Annotated in this window: 12 protein-coding genes; 7 read left to right on the top strand and 5 right to left on the bottom strand. The window is 64.8% G+C overall.

Annotated elements, in window-relative coordinates:
- The first annotated feature begins 10 nt into the window (after positions 1–10).
- A complete protein-coding gene (locus ACPS74_RS05335) occupies positions 11–1,195 on the top strand; it encodes an FAD-dependent monooxygenase (RefSeq protein ID WP_029651545.1) in 1,185 nt (394 codons plus the stop codon).
- On the opposite strand, the gene ACPS74_RS05330 is transcribed toward ACPS74_RS05335, so the two are convergent.
- Entirely contained in the window at positions 1,192–1,791 is a 600-nt protein-coding gene (locus tag ACPS74_RS05330) for a TMEM175 family protein (RefSeq protein WP_239754145.1), read from the bottom strand. The genes ACPS74_RS05335 and ACPS74_RS05330 overlap by 4 nt on opposite strands.
- A 460-nt stretch (positions 1,792–2,251) precedes the next feature.
- On the opposite strand from ACPS74_RS05330, the gene ACPS74_RS05325 reads away from it, so the two are divergent.
- Positions 2,252–2,875 (top strand): transglutaminase-like cysteine peptidase, encoded by a 624-nt coding sequence (locus ACPS74_RS05325; RefSeq protein ID WP_029651543.1) that lies wholly within the window; start codon positions 2,252–2,254, stop codon positions 2,873–2,875.
- 6 nt (positions 2,876–2,881) lie between these two features.
- Here ACPS74_RS05325 and ACPS74_RS05320 read toward each other — a convergent pair whose 3' ends face one another.
- Positions 2,882–3,412, bottom strand: coding sequence for a gamma carbonic anhydrase family protein (locus tag ACPS74_RS05320; protein WP_029651542.1), 531 nt, complete (start codon positions 3,410–3,412; stop codon positions 2,882–2,884).
- A 213-nt stretch (positions 3,413–3,625) separates the two neighbouring features.
- On the opposite strand from ACPS74_RS05320, the gene ACPS74_RS05315 reads away from it, so the two are divergent.
- The 3 genes from ACPS74_RS05315 to ACPS74_RS05305 are packed head-to-tail and all read left to right on the top strand — an operon-like array spanning position 3,626 to position 7,353.
- On the top strand, positions 3,626–5,347 hold the full coding sequence (locus ACPS74_RS05315) for a heparinase II/III family protein (protein ID WP_029651541.1): 1,722 nt from the start codon (positions 3,626–3,628) through the stop codon (positions 5,345–5,347).
- Between the two features lie 25 nt (positions 5,348–5,372).
- A complete protein-coding gene (purH, locus tag ACPS74_RS05310) occupies positions 5,373–6,965 on the top strand; it encodes a bifunctional phosphoribosylaminoimidazolecarboxamide formyltransferase/IMP cyclohydrolase (protein WP_029651540.1) in 1,593 nt (530 codons plus the stop codon).
- Positions 6,966–7,023: 58 nt separating this feature from the next.
- Positions 7,024–7,353 (top strand): hypothetical protein, encoded by a 330-nt coding sequence (locus ACPS74_RS05305; RefSeq protein ID WP_029651539.1) that lies wholly within the window; start codon positions 7,024–7,026, stop codon positions 7,351–7,353.
- A gap of 70 nt (positions 7,354–7,423) precedes the next feature.
- On the opposite strand, the gene ACPS74_RS05300 is transcribed toward ACPS74_RS05305, so the two are convergent.
- The 3 genes from ACPS74_RS05300 to ptsP form a co-directional block, all read right to left on the bottom strand.
- Complete coding sequence (locus ACPS74_RS05300) at positions 7,424–7,687, bottom strand: hypothetical protein (RefSeq protein ID WP_029651538.1); 264 nt, start codon at positions 7,685–7,687, stop codon at positions 7,424–7,426.
- A gap of 122 nt (positions 7,688–7,809) precedes the next feature.
- Positions 7,810–8,880, bottom strand: a complete 1,071-nt coding sequence (gene prfA, locus ACPS74_RS05295) for a peptide chain release factor 1 (RefSeq protein WP_029651537.1) — start codon at positions 8,878–8,880, stop codon at positions 7,810–7,812.
- Positions 8,881–8,936: 56 nt separating this feature from the next.
- Entirely contained in the window at positions 8,937–11,201 is a 2,265-nt protein-coding gene (gene ptsP, locus ACPS74_RS05290; RefSeq protein WP_029651536.1) for a phosphoenolpyruvate--protein phosphotransferase, read from the bottom strand.
- Between the two features lie 319 nt (positions 11,202–11,520).
- Here ptsP and ACPS74_RS05285 point away from each other — a divergent pair, with 319 nt between their 5' ends.
- Together ACPS74_RS05285 and ligA are read left to right on the top strand one after the other, a co-directional pair.
- Positions 11,521–14,388, top strand: a complete 2,868-nt coding sequence (locus tag ACPS74_RS05285) for an EAL domain-containing protein (RefSeq protein WP_029651535.1) — start codon at positions 11,521–11,523, stop codon at positions 14,386–14,388.
- A gap of 261 nt (positions 14,389–14,649) precedes the next feature.
- Positions 14,650–16,767 carry an NAD-dependent DNA ligase LigA gene (ligA, locus tag ACPS74_RS05280; protein WP_029651534.1) on the top strand — a complete coding sequence of 706 codons (2,118 nt, stop codon included), beginning with the start codon at positions 14,650–14,652 and terminating at the stop codon, positions 16,765–16,767.
- Positions 16,768–16,886 lie beyond the last annotated feature (119 nt).

Below are 16,886 nucleotides of genomic sequence, written 5' to 3'. Positions count from 1 at the left end.
AAGATCGCGGGTGAACGCGCCGATCGTCATCGCCGGCGCGGGCATTGGCGGCCTCGCCGCGGCCCTGTCGCTGGCGCGCGCCGGCAAGCGCACGCTGGTCCTCGAGCGCGCGGCTCGGATCGACGAGGTCGGCGCAGGATTGCAGATCGCGCCGAACGCCGGGCGCATCCTCGCCAAACTCGGGCTCGAGCCCGCCCTCGCCGCCGTCGCTCTGGAGCCCGAGGCCATCAACATCCGCCGCGGGCGGGACGGCGCCGTTCTGGCGCGGCTTGATCTTTCCGCCGCAAGGACCCGCTGGGGCGCGCCGTTCCGGCTTTTCCACCGCGCCGATTTGCAGGGCGCGTTGCTGCAGGCGGCGTTGGACAATCCGCAGACTCATGTCCGCGCCGGCGCCCGCGTCGGCGATTTCGAAGCGACCGCCCGAGGCGTTCGCCTGCGCGTGCACACCCAGGACGGCGTCGAGGAAATCGAGGCGGCGGGCCTGATCGGCGCCGACGGCGTGCGCTCGAGCGTGCGCGGCCATCTCGTCCCGTCCGAGCGCGACGCGCCTTCTTATTCCGGCTGCGTCGCCTGGCGCGCGACGCTGCCCGCCGAGAGCGTTCCCGCGGCGCTGCGCGCGCGCGAGTCCAATCTCTGGCTGCTGCCGGGCGCCCATGTCGTGCACTATCCGCTGCGCGACGCGTCAATGATCAACGCCGTCGTCATCATCGAAGAGCCGCTGGAGGCCGAGGACGCCGCGTCAAGCCTGTCGCTGAAAGGCGCGGCGCTCGCGCGCCGACTCGCGCCGCGTAAAATCGCGGCGGAACTGCGCGACTTGATCGAAGCGGGCGACTCCTGGCGGCATTGGCCGCTCTTCACGCGGCCGGCCCTGGAACACTGGACGCAGGGACCGGTCACGCTCCTCGGCGACGCCGCGCATCCGATGGTCCCCTTTCTGGCGCAAGGCGCGGCGCAGGCGATCGAAGACGCCGACGCCTTGGGCGAATCCTTCATGCAAGTGGGCGCGACGGTGGAAACCGCCTTCGCCGCCTATGAGGGCGCGAGGCTTCCCCGCGCCGATCGGGTCGTGGGCGCGTCTCGTCGCCAGGGCGGTTATTTCCATATGGGCGGACTGCCGGCCGTCGCGCGCAATCTTGCGATCCGCGCGCTCGGCGGAGGCGGCATGCTGGCGCGCAACGCCTGGCTTTATCGTTAGCGTTCGCGCTTCGCGGTAAGAACGCGCTCAATTCTCGGATCGGGCGCAAGCCACATCACCGCCACGAGCACGTAAATCGCCAGCGACAGACGCGGATCGATGAAGGTTAGCCCGATGGCGAGAAGATAAAACAGCACCGAGACCTTGCCTTTGACGTCGACGCCCAGCGCGCGCGCGAGCGTCGACTCTGGTCCGTGCGTCTTCAGTAGCATTCGGCTAAGGATGAAATAAGCGATGGCCGGCGCCAGCAGCGCTGCGCCATAGACCGCGACCGTCGCTCCAGCAAAATGGTTCTCCGCCATCCAGGCGCTGGCGAAGGGAATGAGCGACAGCCAGAACAGCAAATGGACGTTGGCCCACAGCACCCGGCCTGTCACATGCGACGCCGCCTGCAGCAGGTGATGGTGATTGTTCCAGTAGATGGCGATATAGGCGAAACTCAAAACATAGCTGAAAAACACCGCGGCGAGCTGCGCGAGCGCCGAGAAGCTCGCCTCATGCGGCGGCTTCAACTCGAGCACCATTATCGTGATGATGATCGCGATGACGCCGTCGCTAAAGGCTTCGAGCCGCTGCTTCTCCAAAATCCGCTCCAAGGCCGATTGTTCTTTCCGACGCTATACGCATTCGCGAGCCCTCGCTTCTGCTCGCCAATTGGCGTCAGTCGATCTCGCAACGGTCCCATTCCTCGGCCCGCGCGTAAACCTCTGTGACGAATTTGCGCTTCCACCAAGGCGCGCCGTCACACCCGCTAAAAAAATTTGCGCGCCGAGCGGGCGCGTTAACCGCCAGAACGGTCGCATATTAACCGGCATTCCTCGAAGCTTAAGTGTGGGTGGCCGGAAGGGCCGGAAACGAGACGCTTGGCGGGAAAAAAATTGATGCAGTTCAGTGTGATACGAGATCGCATCAAATTTTATGCATTCCCATAACACGAAATTATACTTACCGACGATGCAGCAAAATCTAAACGCGTTCGCGTAAAATCCGACAGAAATACTTTCAAGGACAGCAAAACAAGAAAACTAACCTCGCCTCATGTCACGGAGGCGGGTTATGTTGGGCATCGTTAGCAAGGCGGTTGTGGCTCTCGGGATGGCGGGCGCGGCGCTTATCGCCGTCAATGCAAAAAGTTTCGCCGGACCCGAAACCGCGAGTTTCGCCACGCTTGGCGCCGAAACGAGCGTGCCTTACGGCTGGGTGGACTTCTGCCAGCGCTACCGGGGCGAATGCCAGAACGACGAAACGGCGCAGCAGGAGGTCGAACTCACCGCCGCCGTTTACCGCAAGATCGCGCGCATCAACGCCTGGGTGAATGAGAACATCGACCCGATCGCCGACGCCGATCATTGGGGCGCGGTCGATCAGTGGGATTATCCCAGCGACGGGAAGGGCGACTGCGAGGATTTCGCGCTTCTAAAGCGCCGCATGCTGATCGAGGAAGGCTTTCCGCGGCAGGCGCTGCTGCTCACGGTGGTGAAGGAGAAGAACGGCGACGGCCATTCGGTCCTGACGGTCAAGACCAACCGCGGCGAATTCGTGCTCGACAATCTGTCCAACGAGATGCGGCCCTGGACGCGCGCTCCCTATCGCTTCGTCAAGCGCCAGTCGCAGCAAAATCAGAACGCCTGGGTGGCGATTGCCCCGGCGACCAGCGCCCCGCTGTATGTGTCGCGGTAAGGGAGCTCAGCCGATCAGGGTCAGCCCGCTCGCGTAGCGTTGGCCGTTCTCCACATAATGTTTCGCCGAGTCGAGATGGCGCTCGCGCGCCGCTTCATCGAGCGTGCGGATCGCCTTGGCGGGCGAGCCGACGATCAGCGAATAGTCGGGAAACTCCTTGCCCTCGGTGACCAGCGCATTGGCGCCGACGAGGCAGTTCGCGCCGATCTTCGCCCCATTGAGGATTGTCGCCCCCATGCCGATCAACGTCGCTTCGCCGATGATGCAGCTATGCAGAATGACGCCATGTCCGATCGTGCAGTCCGGCCCGATGACGAGCGGAAAGCCCATGTCGGTGTGGAGAATGCTGTTTTCCTGGATATTGGTGCGGGCGCCGACCGTGATCCACTCATTGTCGCCGCGCAGCACGCAGCCGAACCAGACATTGGCGTCTTCCTCCAGCGCGACGCGGCCGATGATGTGCGCGCCCGGAGCCACGAAGAACCGGCCAGGAGCCGGAAGGCGCGGCGCGATTCCGTCGATCGTGTAAAGCGGCATGGGCGAAGCCTCCTAAAAAAGAGGCGCGACATTGGCATTTTCCCCCTTTTGTATGCAATGGCGTAGCGCCGAAGCCGACGCGATCTCATTCGGAAGTCACGGAAATTTGGACTATAAGCGGACGGCGGGGTTTGATATTGCCGGCTGGCGCGCCGCCGGTGGCAGATCTATCGCGCGAGAGCCGCTGTCGGAGGACGCCCACTGAGCGCCATCATGTTGCGGGATCGGGTTCGGCTGGCGAGCGTTTCCGCGGCGCGGGCGGCGGGCGCCTTCGCGCGAGGCGCCGCCGCGCCCTATCACCTCATGAAGTCGATGGCGATCGCGCCGCCGGAGCGGCTGCGCATCGCGCCTCCCGACATCAGAACCACCGATTCGACGGTCGCCGACCAGATTTACGCTGGCTATTTCTCCTTCGAGGGGAAAACCGTGCAGGCGCGGGGCGTATCGCCTTTTCTGGTCGCCGCGCCTTCTGAGTGCTGGCGGCGCTCCCTTGCAGGCTTTTCCTGGCTGCGGCATTTGCAGGCCTCGGACAAGAGGGTGGCGCTGGCCACGGCGCAGGAGCTCGTGGCGGATTTTCTTTCGCTTCCGAAAATTCCAGCCGACGATCCGGCGATGGAGCCTGCCGTCGTTGCGCGGCGCCTTCTCTCATTTCTGTCGCAGTCGCCGACGCTCCTCGACGGCGCCGACGCCGATTTTTATGACGCCTTCATGCTGGCGCTCGCGCGCAACGCGCGGCTGCTCTGGCGGGCGCTGGCCGGCGACGGCGCGCGCGGCGCCGATCGCGCTTTCTGCGCCATCGCGCTTGCCGAATTCGCCGTTTGCGCGGACACCGGCCGCAAGATCGCCCCGCATGTGTCGCGCGCGCTCAGCGCGGAACTCGACCGCCAGATCCTCATCGACGGCGGCCATGTCAGCCGCAATCCGCAGGTCGCGGTCGACCTGCTGCTCGATTTGTTGCCGCTGCGGCAGGTGATTGCGGCGCGCGGCCTGCAAACGCCGTCCGCCGTCCTGCGCGCCATCGACCGGATGATGCCGATGCTGCGGATGCTGCAGCATGGCGACGGCTCGCTGGCGCTGTTCAACGGCATGGGCGCGACGGCGCTGGACCGGCTGGCGAGCGCGCTCGCCCATGAGGACACGCGCGGCGCGCCGCCCGTCAACGCGCCTTACGCCGGCTATCAGCGGATGGAGGCGGGCGACGCGCTCGTCCTCGTCGACGCCGGCGGGCCGCCGCCTTTCGAATTTTCCCTATCGGCCCACGCCGGCTGCCTGTCTTTCGAATATTCGCTTGGAATAGAACGGGTCGTCGTTAATTGCGGCGCTCCCTCGGCTCCGCATCTCGACGCCCGTGAACTGGCGCGCGCCACCGCCGCGCATTCGACGCTCGTCGTCGGCGATCGCTCCAGCGCCCGCATCGCGCCACAGAACGCGCCGCGTCGGCGCGCCGGGCGCGTTCTCGGCGGCCCGCGCAACACGGCGGTCGAGCGCCGCCGTCTCGATGGCGAGACGACGCTTATTTTGTCGCATGACGGCTATGTGCGCGATTTCGGCCTCGTCCATCAGCGCGAACTGACCCTTCCGGCCGATGGCGCCGCGCTCCTGGGCGTCGATCGGCTCATCGGCGCGGAGCGCGGCGGAAGACATGCCCAAGCGAGCGATTTCGCCCTGCGCTTTCACATTCATCCGCGCGTGCGCATCGCGTCGAACGCCGACGGCGCAATCGAACTCACGCTCGCCGATGGCGAAATCCTCATCTTTGAAGCGCAAGACCTGACGCCCGAAATCGAAGACAGTATTTTCTTCGCCGCGCCCGGCGGCGCGCGCAAATGCGCGCAAATCATTGTGCGAGGGGCGGGGGTTGCAGGGGCCGAGATCGCTTGGAGCTTCCGGCGGCGCGCAGGCGCGCAGGTTCCTCCCGGCGGCAAGGTATGTTAAGCGCGGCGCCAGTTAGGAGTATGCGATGCCCGTCGATTTGCGCCACGTGTCGCGCGCGCTGATTTCCGTTTCCGACAAAACAGGCCTTGTCGAGTTCGCGCGCGTTCTGGCGACGCATGGCGTGGAGCTTGTCTCCACCGGCGGCACGCGCAAAGCGCTCGCCGAGGCGGGTCTCGCGGTACGCGACGTGGCCGATCTCACGCAGTTTCCGGAGATGATGGACGGAAGGCTGAAGACTCTGCATCCCAAGGTGCATGGCGGGCTTCTGGCGATCCGCGAAAATCCCGAACATGAAGCGGCGATGCTCGCGCATGACATCCGGCCGATCGACCTGCTCGTCGTCAATCTCTACCCCTTCGAGGCGGCGCTTGCGAAAGGCGCGCCGTTCGGAGAATGCGTCGAAAACATTGATATCGGCGGGCCGGCGATGATCCGCGCCGCGTCGAAAAATCACGACGACGTCGCTGTCGTCGTCGATCCCGATGATTACGCCGCGCTCATCGAGGAACTCGCGGCGACGAATGGCGCAACGCGGCTCGCGACGCGTCGACGGTTCGCGCAGAAGGCGTTTGCGCGCACCGCCGCCTATGACGCCGCGATCTCCAATTGGCTCGCGCAGCAGATCGGCGAAGCCTCGCCGCCGCTGCGCGCCTTCGGCGGACGACTCGCCGAACCGATGCGCTACGGCGAAAACCCGCATCAATCCGCAGGCTTCTATCTCACCGGCGAGAAGCGGCCGGGCGTCGCAACAGCGCGCCAAATTCAGGGCAAGCAGCTCTCGTACAACAACGTCAATGATACCGACGCAGCGTTCGAATGCGTCGCGGAATTCGATCCGGCGCGGACTGCGGCCGTCGTCATCGTCAAGCACGCCAATCCTTGCGGCGTCGCCGAAGGCGCGACTCTTGTCGAAGCCTACGCCAAGGCGCTGCGTTGCGATCCGGTGTCCGCCTTCGGCGGCATCGTCGCGCTCAATCGCAAGCTCGACGCCGACGCGGCGCGCGAGATCGTCAAGATTTTCACCGAGGTGATCATCGCGCCCGACGCCGACGAAGAATCGATCGCCATCATCGGCTCCAAGAAGAATTTGCGCCTGCTGTTGACCGGCGGCGTTCCGGATGCGCGCGCGGCCGGCTTGACCTATCGCTCGGTTTCGGGCGGCTTTCTTGCGCAATCGCGCGATCGCGCCGTCGTCGACGAGATGAATCTGCAAGTTGTGACGAAGCGCCAGCCGACGGCCGAGGAGCTGGCGGATCTCAAATTCGCTTTCCGCGTCGTGAAGCACGTCAAGTCGAACGCTATCGTCTACGCGAAGGGCGCCGCCACGGTGGGAATCGGCGCTGGGCAAATGTCGCGCGTCGACTCATCGCGCACCGCCGCGCATAAGGCGCAGGAGGCCGCGCGCGTGGCGGGGTCAACAACAAGTCTCGCGAAAGGGGCCGTCGTCGCTTCCGACGCTTTCTTTCCCTTTGCGGACGGACTGCTGGCGGCGGCCGAGGCAGGCGTGACGGCCGTCATCCAGCCGGGCGGCTCCATGAATGATAAGGACGTGATCGCCGCGGCGGACGCACAGGGTCTCGCCATGGTTTTCACTGGCGTGCGCCACTTCCGACACTAGCAATGCGTCGGGCGATCCGGCTAAAGTGGCCGTTCGACGCGAAACGGAGTTCAAAAAAATGCGTAAGTCTTTGAAACTGGCGTTGGGCCTCGCGTTGGTTGGCGCGCTTGCCTCGAACGACGCTCTCGCGAAATCGAAACAACGCGCGCCTGTCGCGACGGGTCAGGTCACCGCGACGCAGGGGGATGATTTTCCGATTCCTCTGCCGCATAATCTGACGACGGGCAAAGACTGGCTCGACGACGGCGCGGCGCCGGACGCGGCGAAGGGAAATCTGCAGCCCAATCGTTACGCCAACGACAATTACTTCCTGGAGCAGCAGGATTTCTCGCTGCAAGATCCGCAGCGCTACAATGAAATCGGTCAGTATTTCGATTACGGCTGGTGAGCCGCGCGCGCCCTGAAATGAAAAGGCCGGCGTGGGCCGGCCCCTTCCTGACGACGGGATCTTGGCCGCATTAGCACGTCGGCACGGCGCGGTAGCCGATGACATAGCCATAGCGGCTATAGATCGGCTCGCGAACGTAACCGCAATCCGGCTCGCTCGCGGCCGCCGCCGCCACTGCGCCTAACGCGAGCGCGCCGCCCACGGCGAAAGGCGCCCAGCCATAGCCGTGATGATGCCATTTGGACCAGGCCAATGCCGGCGTGGCGCTCGCGACCGCGCCCAACATGACGCTGGCGGCGAGACTCGTAGAGACGATCTTTTTCAACGTAGACATGAGGTTCTCCTCGGCGTTCTCACTCGTCACTTGGCGAGTAGCCGCACTCTAGCGAGAGCCTGCCCCGACGTTCGTGCGTCGGCGCACAGGACGCATGCGCAGGTCATTTTGGCGGCGCGCGTCTACGCCTCGCTTTGCGAGAGGAGTTTTTGCTGATGATCGGTCGTCAGCGCGTCGAAGATCTCGTCGAACTCGCCTTCCATCACGCGGTCGAGTTTGTAGAGCGTGAGATTGATGCGGTGATCGGTGACGCGTCCCTGCGGAAAATTATAGGTGCGGATTCGCTCGGAGCGATCGCCTGAGCCGACCTGCTGCTTGCGATCCTCCGAACGTTCATTGTCGAGGCGCTGTCGTTCGGCGTCATAGAGACGCGAGCGAAGAACGTTCATCGCCTTGGCTCTGTTGCGATGTTGAGAGCGCTCCTCCTGCATCATCACCACGATGCCCGATGGAATATGCGTGATGCGGATGGCCGACTCGGTCTTGTTGACGTGCTGGCCGCCGGCGCCTTGCGCGCGCATCGTATCGATCTGCAAATCCTTCTCGTCGATGTCGACGTCGACGTCCTCGGCCTGCGGCAGCACGGCGACCGTCGCGGCCGACGTGTGGATGCGACCCTGCGTCTCGGTCGCCGGCACGCGCTGGACGCGATGCACGCCCGACTCGAATTTCAGCCGGCCATAGACGCCGCGACCGATGATCTCGGCGACGATTTCCTTGAATCCGCCAAGCGGGCCGGGGCTTTCGGACACGATCTCCATGCGCCAGCCCTTGAGCGCCGCATATCTCTGATAGGCGTGGAAGAGATCGCCGGCGAACAGCGCCGCCTCGTCGCCGCCCGTGCCGGCCCGCACTTCGAGAATGACGCCTTTCTCGTCTGCTTCGTCCTTCGGCAGAAGCGCCAGTTTCAGCGCGCTTTCCGCCGCAGCGAGTCGTTCGTGCGCGGCCGCCGTCTCACTTTCGGCCAGCACGCGCATTTCGGCGTCGAGCGCGGCGTCAGCGAGCATGGCGGAAAGATCGTCGGATTCCTTTTGCGCCGCGCGATAGGCGCGAATTCTGTCGACGACCGCGTCGAGCGTCGCGCGTTCGCGCGAGAGCGCGACGAACGCCTGCCCGTCGGCGCCGGCCGCGAGCTTGTCGCCGATCTCGTCGTAGCGGCGCAGAATGAGGTCGAGCTTGTCTTGAGCGAACATGGGGAGGAGGCTTCCCGAGCAATGGTGAGGGCGACGGCGTGAAGAAAGGGGGCTCGCTACAAGGGCACGCCGCGCGCAATCGCATAATCGCGCAATTGCTCGCGCACTGAAGCGCTGCCGTCGTCGGACGCGAGCAGCGAGGCGAGATACACCTGCGCCTCTTCGAGATTGAGATTGAGGATCATCGACTTGACCGGACCGATGGCGGAGGCCGCCATCGACAGCGAGCGGTAGCCGATGCCGAGCAGCGCCAGCGCCTCGAGCGGGCGGCCGCCCATCTCGCCGCAGAGCGTCACCGGCGCATTGTGCCGCGCGCCCGCCGTGACGATGCGCTCGAGCGCGCGCAGCACCGGCCGCGAGAGATTGTCGTAGCGCTTCGAAACGCGCGTGTTATCGCGGTCGGCCGCGTACATGTATTGCACGAGATCGTTCGATCCGACCGACAGAAAATCCGCCCGCTCGGCGATAAGATCGATTTCCCACAGGAGCGACGGCACTTCCACCATCGCGCCGAGCTCCAATCGCGTCGGCGGCGGATAGCGATGATGCGTGATGTGCTCGAGTTCCCGCAGCGCAATCGCCTTCGCCGCGTCAAATTCGGCGACATTGGCGATCATCGGAAACATGATGCGCAGATCGCGATGGGCGCCCGCCTTCAGCATCGCGCGCAGCTGCATGCGCAAAAGCCCCGGCCTGTCGAGGCCGATGCGGATGGCGCGCCAACCGAGCGCCGGGTTCTCCTCTTCGATCTTCGCCATATAGGGGAGGATCTTATCGGAGCCGATGTCGAGCGTACGAAACGTGATCGGCTTATCCGGCGCGGCGTCGAGCACGGCTTTGTAGAAGCGATATTGCTCGTCCATGCGCGGAAAGCGCGGCGCGAGCATGAATTGCAACTCGGTGCGGAACAGTCCGATCGAATTCGCGCCGGTCTCATGCAAATGCGGCATGTCGATCGCCAGGCCGGCGTTCATCTGCAGCCCGATTTCGACGCCATCCTTGGTGACCGCCGGCACATCGCGCAGCTTGGCGTATTGCTCCTGACGCCGCGCCCGTAGCCGCGCTTTTTCGGCATAAGCGCTCTGCACGTCGGGTTGCGGCCGGACATGCACTTCGCCGGTCGTGCCGTCGACGATGATCGGATCGCCGGTTTCGACGATGTCGATCAGGCCGGCGACGAGCCCCACGGTGGCGATGCCAAGCGCGCGCGCGACAATGGCGACGTGGCTCGTCGGCCCGCCTTCCTCCAGCACTAGGCCGCGCAGCCGCTTGCGGTCATAGTCGAGAAGCGCCGCCGGCCCCATGGTGCGCGCCACGATGATGGCGTTTTCCGGCACGCTGTCGCGATCGGCGACGTAGCTCTGACCCGTCAGCTGATGCAGCAGGCGGTTGGCGATATCGTCGAGATCGTGCAGGCGGTCGCGCAGATAGGGATCGGTCTGACGCTGCATGCGCGCGCGCGCGTCGTTCTGGACGCGCTCGACCGCCGCCTCCGCCGTCAGCCCGGTCATCACCGCTTCGCGAAGGCGGCGCACCCAGCCGCGGTCATAGGCGACCATGCGCACGGTTTCGAGCACGTCGCGCGGCTCGCCGGCGGCGATGCGGTCGCTATGCGCGACGAGCTCGTCGATCGACTGGCGCATCGCGTCGATCGCATGTTCGAGCCTCGCGAGTTCAGAGGGCATGTCCTCGGCGACGAGCTGCTTGATGACGACGCGCGGCTCGTGCAGCAGCACATGGCCGAGGCCGACGCCTTCCGCCATCGGCGCGCCTCTCAGCGACGCCGGGCGATAGAGCGCGAGATCGCGTGGGTCTTCGATCGCCTGCAATTCGCCCGAAGCGATGAGCTCGGCGAGCAGCATCGCCGTCGTCTGCAGCGCCTCGATCTCTTCTTCCGAATAAACGCGGCGCACCTTGTTCTGCACGACGAGCACGCCGAGCGTGTTGCCGCCGCGCAGGATCGGCACGCCGAGGAAGGAGTGATAGGCGTCTTCGCCCGTCTCCGGCTTGTAGGAGAACGAGGGATGCTCCTGCGCCTCCGAAAGGGCGAGAGGCTCGGCGCTTTTGGCGATCAGGCCGACAAGGCCCTCGCCCGCGTGCATCGTGGTGAGATGCACGGCCTCGCGGTTAAGGCCCTCCGTGGCGTAAAGCTCCAAGCGCTGGTCGGCGCGCAGCACATAAACGGAACAAACCTCGGCGACCATATTCGCGGCGATCTGCACGACGATCTTGTCGAGCCGCGCCTGTGCGCTCACCGGTTCCGCGCTGATTTCGCGGAGTCGGCGCAGCAGAAGGCGAGGGCCGCCGAGAGCGCTTCGCATCCAATCCGTTCCCGTTTTCCCAGAATTTCGCGGGTGGGCACACCGCAAAAAAACCGCCATGCGCCTGCAGATAGCGACGGTGGCCTTCAAGCAGCGTATATTGGCGCCGTCCGCGCTCCGCAAGCGCGGCCAAGAAGCGCAGCGACGCAAGGAACATACCGTTATTGCAAAGCTTGGCGAATCGGCTTGCCGGCAGGGCTCGAAGCCTCTACCACTTTCCCATCAGAGTCTGGCGATGACAGCCCGCCCACGCGTTTGGCGCCCGGCATCGACCGCGCCAGGCGCGTTCTCCGAGCCTGCGGCATCGAGAAGAGAATTCGTGCGTCTGAAAAAATACCTGGTTGCGCTCTTTTTGTTCATCCTCTCGGCTCAGGCCGTCGCCATGGAGTCGGTGCGGGTGCCGCAGGGCGCGCGCGCGATTGACCTCACCAATGTCATCGAGAAACACTCCTCGCAGGGCGACCGGCTGCAGGTCTCGACCGCGCCCGGCTCGGACGGCATCGTCCGCCGTATCGAGGTCGGCGCCAAGGAGGCCGGCAGCCAGCCCAACTGGATCGTTTTCGCGCTCACCAACGACACGGATGAGCAGATCGAGCGCCTGATCGTCGCTCCGCATTACCGCCTGCAGGGCTCGGGCGTCATCTGGCCCGATCTCGGCTCGACGCGCATTTCGGCGATCACGGCCAGCCAGGGCTTTCCGCCCGAGGCCGAAGACGCTTCGGACGCCGACGTTTTCCGGCTGACGCTCGATCCCGGAACGACGGTCACCTATGTCGCGGAGCTGCGCACGCCGAACCTGCCGCAACTCTATTTGTGGGAGCCTGCGGCCTATAAGGACAAGGTGACGAGCCTGACGCTCTACAAGGGCATCGTCATCGGCATCGCCGGCCTGCTCGCGCTGTTTTTGACCATCGTCTTCGTGGTGAAAGGCGCGGTCATCTTCCCGGCGGCGGCGGCGCTCGCCTGGGCGGTGCTGGCCTATGTGTGCATCGATTTCGGCTTTTGGGACAAAATTTTCGGCTTTGACGCCAACGCCAACCGCATCTGGCGCGCCGGCGCCGAGACGGTTCTCTCGGCGACGCTCGTCGTCTTCCTTTTCGCCTATCTGAACCTCAACCGCTGGCATGTGCGCGCCTGGCACGTCGCCGCCCTGTGGCTGCTGATCCTGTTGGACCTCGTCGGCCTTGCGGTGTTCGACGCGCCCGTCGCCGCAGGCGTTGCGCGCATCTCGCTGGCGACGGCCGCCGTCGTCGGCTTCGTGCTGATTCTCTATCTCGCGTCGCACGGCTTCGATCGGGCCATCATGCTGATCCCGACCTGGTTCCTGCTGGCCGTGTGGGTGGCGACGGCGGGATTTGCGGTCGCCGGCTGGATCACCAACGATCTCGTCTCTCCGGCGCTCGTCGGGGGCCTGGTGCTCATCGTGATGCTGATCGGATTCACGGTGATGCAAAACGCCTTCGCCGCCGGCGGGCTGTCGCACGGCGCCATCAGCGACGTCGAGCGCAAGGCCCTCGCGCTCACCGGCGCGAATGAGATCGTGTTCGACTGGGACGTTCCGTCGGACCACATCTATGTCAGCCCGGAGGCGGAAGCGGCGCTCGGACTCGACCGCGGCGGGCTCGAGGGCGCCGCCTCCTCCTGGCTCGATCTGCTGCATCCCTTCGAGCAGGACCGCTATCGCGCCTGCCTCGACGCCATTCTCGAGCAGCGGCGCGGCCGCATCAATCAGGACTTCCGCCTGCGCGCGGCGGACGGCCATTATCTCTGCTACCGGCTGCGGGCGCGGCCCGTCGTCGGCCCCGACGGCGAGGTGATCCGCGTCGTCGGCACGCTCAACGACGTGACCGACGAGCGCAACGCGCAGGAACGGCTGCTGCACGACGCCGTGCATGACAATCTGACGGGCCTGCCGAACCGCGAATTGTTCTTCGATCGGCTGGAGGCCGCGCTGATTCTCGCGCGCATGGAAAAGGACGTGCGCCCGACGATCCTCGTCATCGACATCGACCGCTTCAAGCAGATCAATGAGCAGGTCGGCATGGCCATGGGCGACAGCATTCTGCTCACCGTGGCGCATCGCCTGACGCGGCTGTTGCAGCCACAAGACACGCTGGCGCGACTTTCAGGCGATACATTCGCGATCATCCTCGTTTCGGAGTCGCACGCCGACCACGTCATCTCCATCGCCGATTCGGTGCGCCGCGCGCTGTCTATTCCGGTGCGCTTCACCGACCAGGAGATCGCGCTGTTCGCCTCGATCGGCATCGCGCTCTACGACCAGCAGACGCATCCCGGCGCCCGCGACATGCTGGAAGACGCCCAAATCGCGATGCGCCACGCCAAGCGCTCGGGCGGCAACCGCATCGAAGTGTTCCGCCCGGCCATGCGCGCGCAGCGCTCCGATCGTCTGACGCTCGAGGCCGATCTACGGCGGGCGCTGGAGCGCGGCGAGATCAAGGTTTTCTTCCAGCCGATCGTCAGGCTCGAGGATCGCACCATCGCCGGTTTCGAGGCCCTGCTGCGGTGGGACCATCTGCGCCTGGGCCGGCTCGAGCCTTCCGAATTCCTTCCCGTCGCCGAGCAGACGGGGCTGATCGTCGATCTCGGACTTCTGGCGCTGGAGCGCACGGCGCGCGAACTCGCGGCCTGGCAGCGCGCGCTCGCCGTTGACCCGCCGATCTTCGCTTCCGTCAACGTCTCGTCGCGCCAGCTCTTGCGCCACGACCTTCTCCGCGACGTCAAAAGCGTGTTGATGCGCAATGATATCGCCAAAGGCAGCCTGAAACTCGAACTGACCGAGAGTCTGGTGATGGAGAATCCCGAATATGCCGCGCAGATGCTGGCGCGCATCAGGGAGCTCGGCGCGGGGCTGTCGCTCGACGATTTCGGCGCCGGCTATTCGTCGCTCGCCTATTTGCAGCGCTTCCCTTTCGACACGATCAAGATCGACCGTTCCTTCATCAAGCAGTCCGGCAAAGGCGCGCGACCCGTCATTCTGCGCTCGGTCATCGCGCTGGCGCAGGATCTCGGCATGGACGTCATCGCCGAGGGCGCAGAGACCGAGCAGGACGCGATCGAGCTTTATCAGCTCGGCTGCGGCTTCGCGCAGGGCTACGCCTTTGGGCGGCCGATCAGCGCGCGGGACGCGCGCCGCCTCGTCGGCGCCGCGCCGGAAGCGGCTTAGTCCCTCTCCCCACGGCGGGGCGAAACGATTAGGTTCGGCCGAGCGCGAACGTTTTGGGATGTTCCTTCGAGTGTACGATTTCCGGTCAATCTGTTCGGAGGGCCTGTCATTCCCGGCAGGCCGAAGGCCTGGCCGGGAATCCAGAACCGACCCACGAACACGGGGTTTGCTCTGGATTCCCGATCGCGCGAGACGCGCGTCGGGAATGACAAGCGAGCGGTTCAGCCGGAAGTCGTATGTCGCGTCGAACCATTTCTCCGCATGACCAAGAAACCTTCTCGCGCCTACCTTGCTTCTGTCGAGGAATTGACGCCCATCGAAGCGCGCGCCGAACATGCGCAGCTGCATGAGGAGATCGCGGCGCATGATCGCCGCTATTACCGGGAAGACGCGCCGACCATTTCCGACGCCGAATATGACTCGCTGCGTCTGCGTTACGAGGCTTTGGAGAAAGCCTTCCCCGAACTCGCCACGGCGCAGTCGCTGACGAAGAAGGTCGGCGCCAAGCCGTCGGAAAAATTCGCCAAAGTGAAGCACGCCGTGCCGATGCTTTCGCTCGGCAACGTCTTCTCGGACGAAGAGGTCCTCGAATTCGTCGCGCGCGTGCGCCGCTTTCTGGGTCTGGATGAAAGCCCGCTGCGTTTCACCTTTGAGCCGAAGATCGACGGGCTGTCCTGTTCGCTACGCTACGAGAAAGGCGATCTCGTGCAGGCGGCGACGCGCGGCGACGGCTATGAGGGCGAAGACGTCACCGCCAATGTGCGAACGATCGACGAGATTCCGCAACGGCTGCGGGGTTGTAATCTCGACGTCCTCGAAGTGCGCGGCGAGGTCTACATGACCCATAAGGACTTCACTGCGCTCAATGCGCGGCAAAAGGAGTCTGGCAAGACTCTCTTCGCCAATCCGCGCAACGCCGCCGCCGGTTCTCTGCGGCAGCTCGATCCGAAGATCACCTCATCACGGCCGCTGCATTTCTTCGCCTATGGGTGGGGCGAGACGAGCGCGCTGCCCGCGAATACGCAACTGGGCGTGCTTGAGGCGCTGCGCCGTTACGGGTTGCCGGTCAATCCGCTGACGACGCTCTGCGAGAACGCGGAAGACATGCTGGCGCATTACCGTTCGATCGAAACGCAACGCGCGACGCTCGGCTATGACATCGACGGCGTTGTTTACAAGGTCGACGACATCGCGCTGCAGGAGCGGCTTGGATTTGTTTCGCGCGCGCCGCGCTGGGCCGTCGCGCGCAAGTTCCCCGCCGAGCGCGCCACGACAATTTTGCGCGACATCGAGATTCAGGTGGGGCGCACGGGCGCGTTGACGCCGGTCGCGAGGCTCGAGCCCGTCACGGTCGGCGGCGTCGTCGTACAGAACGCGACGCTGCACAATGAGGATGAGATCGCGCGCAAGGATATTCGCATCGGCGACACCGTCGTCGTGCAGCGCGCCGGCGACGTCATTCCGCAGATCGTCGAGGTGGTGACGGAAAAGCGCCCGAATAGCGCGAAGCCTTATCAATTTCCGCATGTCTGCCCGCGCTGCGGTTCGGCGGCGCTGCGCGAGATCGACGAAAAGACCGGCGAAGCGGATGTCGTGCGCCGTTGCACCGGATCGCTTGTCTGTCCGGCGCAGGCGATCGAGCGCCTAAAGCATTTCGCCTCGCGCAACGCCATGGACATTGAAGGCCTCGGCGACAAGCAGATTGAGCTGTTCTTCCAGGAGGGCCTCATCCGCACGCCCTCCGACATTTTCACGCTGGAAGAGCGCGACCGCGCGAGCCTCACCAAAATCAAAAACCGCGAGGGCTTTGGTGAAACCTCGGTGCGCAATCTCTTTGCGGCGATCGAGGCGCGCCGAAGCGTTCCGATCAATCGCTTCATTTTTGCGCTTGGCATGCGCCATGTCGGCGAGACCAATGCGCGCCGGCTCGCCCGCCATTTCGGCGACTTCGAATCGTTGCGCGAGACGGCGCGCGATGCGTCGTTGGGGAGCGAAGCGCGCGCCCGCATCGATTCGATCGACGGCGTCGGCCCTGCTGTCGCCGAAGCGCTGCACGATTTTTTCGCCGAGCCGCATAATGAGCGCGAACTCGACGCGCTGCTCAAACAAATCACGCTGGAGCCGATGCCGGCGGTGGCGTCCACGTCGCCCGTCTCCGGCAAGACGGTGGTGTTCACCGGCGCGCTGGAGCGGCTCACGCGTGATGAAGCGAAGGCGCAGGCCGAGCGTTTCGGCGCGCATGTCGCGGCGTCGGTGTCGAAGAAAACCGATCTCGTTGTCGCTGGTCCCGGCGCGGGCTCGAAGCTCAAAAAGGCGGCAGAGCTCGGAATCGAAGTGATCAGCGAAGACGAGTGGTTTACGCGGACCGGGCAGGGGTAAAATTCAGCGCTCGTCGCAGATAGGGCGTTTCCCTCCCCTCGACGGGGAGGGTGGCTTGCGAAGCAAGCCGGGTGGGGTGAATTCTATTACCCCCACCCGATCGCCTTTGGCGATCGACC

Origin of the sequence: Methylocystis sp. SB2 (assembly GCF_049817085.1) — a bacterium.
Taxonomy (GTDB): Bacteria; Pseudomonadota; Alphaproteobacteria; order Rhizobiales; family Beijerinckiaceae; genus Methylocystis; species Methylocystis rosea.
The sequence above is the reverse complement of the archived record's forward strand: the minus strand, read 5'-3'. Positions and strand labels throughout refer to the sequence as shown.